We start from the raw sequence: 7560 nt of genomic DNA on the forward strand, positions 1-7560 counted from the left end.
AATTACCGGAAAGCTATGTTATATTTATTACAGATAAAGATGTATTGGGTGAGGGGGAACAGCTATATCAGATTGAACGTGTTATCAGGAAATCCGGCAATTTGTTTAAAGATGGATCTCATATCCTCTATTTCAATACAGCAAGGCAAGATGATAATGCATTAGGAAAGCTGGCTAAAGACTTTAAAGAAGCCAATCCTCAAGAAATTCAATCCGAAGTTTTGTCTCATAGAGTAGCCTCAATAAAGGAAGGAAAGTTAGATCGGGAAGGAGAAAAGAAGATGAATGTTTTACTGGAAAAGTATAGAAAAAAAGCAGTGGAAGAAGGCATAGAAAAAGGTCTAGCACAAGGAATGCAACAAGGTCTTGAAAAGGGCTTGGAGGAGGGACAAAATCGTCTAGCTCTTTTGGTTGGCCGCCTTCTGGATGCAGGACGGATAGAGGATCTTAAGAGAGTTTCTTATGATGAAGTTTATCGGGAAAAGCTTTTAAAGCAGTTTGGACTTTAAATTAAATTCTCTACAAGGCGCGCTCCAGCTAACTTCGCCCAACTAGTTCTACCGTATGCAAGCTTCGCTACACTAACTTCTGCTAAGTACCGAGGAGCTAAGATTGCCCTGTGGCACGGAGCAGAGCAGTGCCTCTCAGTCTCTATATAAATGTATAGGAAGAATGGGCACTGCTCTTAAATCTACTACACGTCTATATTATCATTATACGGATATTATCCGAATGTGGAATATAGGAGATTTCCTAAACCGGTAGTAAAATAGAAAACAGATTACTAGCTTACATACACTCTAAATCCCAACCTGAACTTGATTCTTCAATATTCAATCTCAATTTATCTATTCTAAAATATTTAACTTCTTCTTTATTTACTTCTATTATTCCAATTGTATTGTTTTAATTTTCCATAGGTGGCTTATGAAAAAAACAAATTCTCCCCAAACTAATGCTAAATAATCCGGTCGTAAAGAAGTTAATGCAAAGAGTACAAGAAAAAAGCTGGATGCTCTAGAAAAGAAAAAAATCATTGCTTCTCTTACTTTGATGGATGATCTCTTTATGCAGGTAGTTCTTGAAGAACAGGCTTGTACAGAGTATATTTTACAAACTATTTTGGATAAATCTTCCTTAAAGTTAAAGGAGCAAAGACTGCAAAAGAGGCTTCCTAATCTGCATGGAAGAGCACTAGTTTTAGATTGTCTCTGTACAGACGATGGGGGCGTACTATATAACATAGAAGTGCAGAATGCATCCGCCGGAGCAATTCCGAAAAGAGCTCGTTATCATGCTGCTCTTATGGATACGCATAGCCTTAAGAAGGGACAAAACTTTTCCAAATTACCGGAGAGCTATGTTATATTTATTACAGACAAAGATGTATTGGGTGAGGGGGAACAGCTATATCAAATTGAACGTGTCATTAGGAAATCCGGTAATTTGTTTAAAGATGGCTCTCATATCCTTTATTTCAATACGGCAAGGCAGGATGACAATGCATTAGGGAAGCTGGCTAGGGATTTTAAAGAAGCTAATCCTAAAGAAATTCAATCTGAAGTTTTGTCTCATAGAGTAGCCTCATTAAAGGAAGGTAAATTAGATAAGGAAGGAGAAAAGAAGATGAATGTCTTATTGGAGAAGTATAGAAAGAAAGCAGTAGAGGAAGGTATAGAGAAAGGTATAGAGAAAGGTATACAACAAGGTCTTGAACAGGGAAAGAATCATTTGGCGCTTTTGATTGGTCGACTTCTGGAAGCAGGACGGATGGATGACCTTAAAAGAGTTTCTTTTGATGAAGAATATCGGGAAAAGCTTTTGAAAGAGTTCGGGCTTTAAGCTATTGAAGATTATGATAACAGAATGAACTGTAATATAAAGGAGTAACTTTGGATACGAAAGAGAAATTAGCTGAATTAAAGGAATTAATTCAAAAAGCGAATTATATCGTTTTTTTTGGTGGGGCGGGCGTATCCACAGAAAGCGGCCTTCCGGATTTCCGTTCTGTGGATGGGCTCTATCATCAAAAATATGCTTTTCCGCCGGAGGAAATTTTGTCTCATGATTTCTTTATGAAACGACCTAAAGAGTTTTATCAGTTTTATAAGGAAAAGCTCTTGATTTCGGGGATTCTGCCGAATCCTGCTCATTATGCCTTGCAAATATTGGAAGAGCAGGGGAAGCTAAAGGCAATTATTACCCAAAATATTGACGGATTGCATCAGATGGCAGGTTCCAAAACGGTATATGAGCTTCATGGCAGTATTCATCGCTACTATTGTGTGAAGCATCATCATCGAATTCCGGAAGAAGAAATTGACTTTTCGACATCCATTCCTTTGTGTCCTCATTGTCGTAGCATGATACGTCCGGATGTGGTTTTGTATCAGGAAGGCTTGGATGAACGGATTCTTTCAGAGAGCATTGCCCATATTCAGAATGCAGATTTATTGATTATCGGAGGTACATCCTTGACGGTGTATCCTGCTGCCGGCTTGATTCAATATTTTCCTCATCATGGAAACAATAAATTGGTTCTTATCAATAAAGAGGAGGGGCGACTGGATACAGAGTGCGATTTGGTACTTTATGGAAAGATTGGAGAAATTCTTTCGGAAGTGGTAAGTTAAAATAGGAGAGGTAAAGTGTTTAGAGGCGGTATTTACCGTCTCTTTTTTTAAAGCGTTGCATGATGTAGTATTTTACGAGAGTGCTTGATAACCTAATGGGATAGAGTACTGAATAAAATATCTTTTACAAAAAGCTAAATATTTTTATTCAAATAGCTGGATGATTTTGCTATAATCAGAGGGATATTTTGCATACATTTTTATAAAGAAAGCAATGGGGGGACCGGGAAGGACAGGATAGAAATACTCCCCACTACTTTTAGCTCTTACGATAGGCAGAAGTATTGAAACGCATTGCTTTATAAGAGATTAGGAGAACGAGAATGAAGGCTTTTTTACAAAGGAAGAACATTGAGATTTCCCTGAAGCGCTATGGGATTGATGCCTTATCCGCTATGGCTCAGGGCTTGTTTTGTTCCCTACTAATCGGAACAATTTTAAACACCTTGGGGCAGAGACTAGGGATTTCCGCGCTAACCAGAGTGGTTGCTACCATTGGCGGTGTGGATTATACCGTAGGTGCAATGGCTTCCGCTATGAGCGGGCCGGCAATGGCAACGGCTATTGCCTATGCTTTGCAGGCGCCTCCTCTGGTGCTTTTCTCTCTGATAACCGTGGGCTTTGCTTCCAATGCTCTAGGGGGTGCAGGAGGACCCTTGGCGGTACTTTTTGTGGCTATCCTTTCCACGGAAATTGGAAAAGCGGTTTCCAAGGAAACAAAGGTTGATATTTTGGTGACGCCTCTTGTGACCATTGGCTCAGGAATGCTTTTTTCGGCAGTCTTAGCGCCGGTAATCGGAAAGGCGGCGATTCAGGTGGGAAGCCTGATAATGTGGGCGACAGAGCTACAGCCTTTCTTTATGGGAATTTTGGTATCCGCCTTGGTTGGTATTGCTTTGACACTCCCCATTTCCTCCGCGGCGATTTGTGCGGCTCTTGGACTTACCGGACTTGCAGGAGGTGCTGCAGTGGCAGGCTGTTGTGCCCAGATGGTGGGCTTTGCCGTCATTTCCTTTAAGGAAAATGGTGTTTCCGGTCTGATTTCACAGGGACTGGGTACTTCCATGCTGCAAATGGGAAATATTGTGAAAAATCCCCGGATTTGGATTCCGGCCACCGTTGCCTCTATGATTACAGGACCACTGGCAACCTGTCTCTTCCATTTTGAAAATAACGGTCCTGCGGTTGCCTCCGGTATGGGAACCTGCGGTTTGGTTGGACCTATCGGCGTTTACACCGGCTGGCTGAAGGGCATAGAAGAGGGGAGTAAAACGGCGGTAACGGCTACCGACTGGCTTTCTCTATTGCTTTTGTGCTTTATTCTTCCGGCAATTTTTTCTTTGCTTGGCTCTGCTTTTTGTCGGAAAATGAAGTGGATCAAAGAGGGAGATATGAAGCTTTCCTCCTAAAGCGAAGCTGTAATGTAAGAACTTGTAAGAAATTTTCTATGGCTTTTTTGTAAAGAACTGAGTATAGTTGGACAGGTCAAAGGCTTTAATTCTTAAAGAATAAGCCAAAAGATAGTCAAGAATATTTGCAACTGTGCAATGCAATAAAGTAAAAGCAGCAAAGCAACGAAGCAGCAAAGCAGAAAGCAAAAAAGCAGCAATGCAAAAAAGCAACAAAGCACAAAGCAAGTATGTCAGTTCAAGGAGAGGAAAATGGCTTTACAAGGAAAAACAAAGAATGTAGCCATGTTTATGTTAAGCATGGCATTTACGGCGCTTTTTTCCACGGGAGCTTTCGCTTATAATCTTTCGGCGAAGGTAAAGGACGTGGAGATTACGGACAACAGGCAGGAGATTCAGTTGCAAATGGATGCAACAGGAGATAGTAGCGGTACCGACGGATCGGTTTACATTTTCGAAATCAAGCCTTATCAGACAGACCTTGGCGGTCGTACCGATTTTATTGCCAAGGGAAGCCTTGGGGAAAACCAGAAGTTTAATTTCCCCTTGTATGCAGGTCCCGGAGAGCTTCGTCTTTACAGTGCCTTCGTGCCGGCGGTAAAGGTGGGAAGCCGTTATGAAATGATTGCGGATAGAAGATATATTGAGAATCCCGAGGTGGTTGCGGAGAACCAAAGTCCTGCATTAAATCCGGGAAAGAAGGGGCTTCGTGTAGACCCTAATATCTTAGATGATGCTTTGAGCCTGAACATTAAGCATGCGGGTGTGGATATTCCTACCCAGCGTTTCTTCGGCCAAGGAATTTCCTATTCCTATGAGGGAAAGACTTTCCAGATTAACAAGGAGCTGATTGATCAGCTGGACGGAGAGGTGAAGCGCCTTAGTGATTCCGGCGTAGCGGTCACAGCCATTTTGCTGAATGCATGGAATAATACCGTACCGGAGTTGAATCCTATCGGTGTTACGGAGCTTCCCAAGGAACAGGCGGTTTACTATGGCTTTAACGTAGAGTCCGAGCAGGGCTTTAGAGCGGTAAAGGCCATGGCTTCCTTCCTGGCAAAGCGTTACAACGGTCAGAATGGCCACGGTAAGATTACCAACTGGGTAGTAGGAAATGAAATTAACAACCAGTACTGGAACTATGAGGGGGATTATGACGTTTCCACTTATACCAAAAAATTCCAGCGTGCTTTCCGAGTATTTTATACCGCGATGAAGTCTGTTTCCGCCAACGACAACATTATGTTCTCTTTAGATCACTACTGGAACATGTTCCCGGAGGCGGCTCCTGTAGGCAAATATAAGGGAAAGGATGTGGTATTGGCCTTCCATCATTTTGACAATCTGGAGGGACATATGGACTTCGGTCTGGCATTGCACCCCTATCCATATCCCATTTCCTCCCCGGCCTTCTGGGATGATGATAAGACCGGAAAGGTTAACGATACCATTGATTCTCCCATTGTCAACTTTAAGAATCTTCATGTGATTACCGACTTTATGCAGTTGGACAGCATGAAGAACAAGAAGGGGGAGGTTCGAAAGATTTTCCTTACCGAGGAAGGTTTCACAAGTATTCAAAAGGGACAGGATAAGTCGGAGGAGCAGGCTGCAGCAGTAGCATACTCCTACTATATTGTAGATAACAATCCGTATATTTCCGCGTATCTCATGAGTCGTCAGGAGGATTCCGATGATGAGGTAAAGCACGGACTGGCTTTCGGACTTTCCAGCATTGTGAACCATCAGTTGGTACATAAGAAGGCACACAGCGTCTTTAAGTACATTGACGATGCCAGCGCAACGGAAGGAACTGCAGACTTTGCCAGAGCCATTATCGGTATCGATTCTTGGGACCAGCTAATTCCAAATTTCCGTTTCCCGGGAAGATAAAGAATTGAAAATAAAAAAGGACTGTAGAAAGCACCTTATCTCTTGATTTTGTACAGTCCTTTTTTAGTATCAATAAAGTAGAGATTTTGTAGAGGGGAATATATGGAAAAAGAAATGCTGCAATCAATTTTGGAGCTTGGGGGGAAGGGCTTATTGCTCTATCTTTTGGGCATCAATATCCTTTGTTTTCTTAGCTTTGCCTATGACAAATGGCAGGCCATACAGAGGGGATGGAGAGTGCCGAAAAAAGTCTTATTGGGACTGGCTTTTATGGGCGGTGCCTTAGGTGGAATTCTGGGAATGTATCTTTGTAGGCATAAGACAAGAAAAGCAAAGTTCTTGCTTCTGATGCCTATAGCGCTTTTGTTATGGATTTACCTAATTTTGGGGAGATAATAGGCATTGATGCATTGATTAAAAAAAACTGCCATACGAAACTCGTATGACAGTTTTTTTATAACAATAAATGAGTATTGTATGCAAGATTAAGATCTTTTTTCGCGTAATCTATTGTCCTAAGTTTACTTATTGACTAAAAGGATAAGTTTCAGGTGGAAGCTGAATAGAGGATAACTGTTGTTCTTGATTTCGTTTAGTGTAGATTACAGAAAGAATATGAACCTGCTTCTTTTCTTCTATTATTCCAAAATAAATATAATAATTTTTAACTCTGATTTTTCGAATTCCATTTTCCCTCCAAGGAGATTCTTCAATACAACTGATTCTTTGGGGCATAAAAGAAAGTGAATTCATATGTTTTTGGAATAAATGCAATATATTTTTTGCTGTTTCAGGTGCTTTTAGTTGAATAGCAATGTAATCTCTGATGAGGGCCAAATGTTCTTTTGCCTGAAGGGTAATTTTTACCTGATACATAGTCATTATAAGCCTTCTTCCAGCTCTTTAAACGCTTCATCGATAGGTTGTGATTCATCCCGCAGTGCTTGGGCATACCCCACACTCATCATAGCATTAAAGCTTTCATCAGACATTTCTTCTCGAACAGGGATAGGTTTTGGAAGAATTAAAGAAAAGGGAAGACCGTTATTTAAAATAATTTGTCGATAAAACATATCAATAGCCGTTGCTCTTGGAATTCCGAGAGTTTCCAAAATATTTTCTGCTTGCTTTTTTACATTTTCTTCTATTCGTACATTTACACTTGCTGTTTTTGTGACTGCCATATTAGATACCTCCTAATTTACAAAAGTATAGCATATGTGTTGCGCATTGCAAATATTGATATACAAAAAAGGAATGGGTTTTCCCATTCCTTTTTCCCTATGCTCCCGAACGGACTCGAACCGCCACTACTGGCGTCGGAGGCCAGCGCTCTATCCATTAAGCTACGGGAGCAATTATTTACCAAAGCTACAGAGCTGAAATCAGTCTATAACAATGGTGATAACTTCAGAAGTATAGAACATTCCGCCGGAAATTTCAAGGGAATCCAATAGCTTTTCCCTATCCCCAAAAATGAAAAAGTAAATTCTACTCATCTATCCCCCAGTAGATTTTACTTCTGCACAGTTGATATTTTCTCTTTCACATTTATCATGGTATGTTTGAACTCCTTCTGACAGCAATGGAAGGAGTTTATTATGAGTAAAATTATTCCCGGTAAC

Annotated in this window: 7 protein-coding genes, 1 tRNA gene and 1 pseudogene; 6 read left to right on the top strand and 3 right to left on the bottom strand. The window is 40.9% G+C overall.

All coding sequences use genetic code 11. The features are described 5' to 3' along the window. The 6 genes and pseudogenes from ACO4PX_RS06920 to ACO4PX_RS06945 form a co-directional block, all read left to right on the top strand. Window positions 1-509: pseudogene (locus ACO4PX_RS06920) on the top strand (hypothetical protein); the annotation flags it as partial. A gap of 559 nt (window positions 510-1068) precedes the next feature. Then, window positions 1069-1842, top strand: coding sequence for an Rpn family recombination-promoting nuclease/putative transposase (locus ACO4PX_RS06925; protein WP_485572085.1), 774 nt, complete (start codon window positions 1069-1071; stop codon window positions 1840-1842). Between the two features lie 50 nt (window positions 1843-1892). After that, the gene (locus ACO4PX_RS06930) at window positions 1893-2633 is read left to right on the top strand and encodes an NAD-dependent protein deacylase (protein ID WP_485572086.1); all 741 of its coding nucleotides are present in this window, start codon (window positions 1893-1895) and stop codon (window positions 2631-2633) included. A gap of 323 nt (window positions 2634-2956) precedes the next feature. Next, window positions 2957-4042 carry a PTS sugar transporter subunit IIC gene (locus ACO4PX_RS06935; protein WP_485572087.1) on the top strand — a complete coding sequence of 362 codons (1086 nt, stop codon included), beginning with the start codon at window positions 2957-2959 and terminating at the stop codon, window positions 4040-4042. Between the two features lie 252 nt (window positions 4043-4294). Beyond that, a complete protein-coding gene (locus ACO4PX_RS06940; protein ID WP_485572088.1) occupies window positions 4295-5935 on the top strand; it encodes a DUF5722 domain-containing protein in 1641 nt (546 codons plus the stop codon). A gap of 102 nt (window positions 5936-6037) precedes the next feature. Further along, window positions 6038-6331, top strand: coding sequence for a DUF1294 domain-containing protein (locus ACO4PX_RS06945; RefSeq protein WP_485572089.1), 294 nt, complete (start codon window positions 6038-6040; stop codon window positions 6329-6331). Between the two features lie 129 nt (window positions 6332-6460). On the opposite strand, the gene ACO4PX_RS06950 is transcribed toward ACO4PX_RS06945, so the two are convergent. The 3 genes from ACO4PX_RS06950 to ACO4PX_RS06960 form a co-directional block, all read right to left on the bottom strand. After that, window positions 6461-6817 carry a type II toxin-antitoxin system RelE/ParE family toxin gene (locus tag ACO4PX_RS06950; RefSeq protein WP_472469163.1) on the bottom strand — a complete coding sequence of 119 codons (357 nt, stop codon included), beginning with the start codon at window positions 6815-6817 and terminating at the stop codon, window positions 6461-6463. Beyond that, the gene (locus ACO4PX_RS06955) at window positions 6817-7119 is read right to left on the bottom strand and encodes a type II toxin-antitoxin system RelB/DinJ family antitoxin (protein ID WP_314633832.1); all 303 of its coding nucleotides are present in this window, start codon (window positions 7117-7119) and stop codon (window positions 6817-6819) included. The genes ACO4PX_RS06950 and ACO4PX_RS06955 overlap by 1 nt, the downstream gene beginning before the upstream one ends. 100 nt (window positions 7120-7219) lie before the next feature. Beyond that, window positions 7220-7291: transfer RNA gene (locus ACO4PX_RS06960), tRNA-Arg, on the bottom strand. Window positions 7292-7560: the final 269 nt, after the last annotated feature.

This window comes from Oribacterium sp. (genome assembly GCF_057249185.1).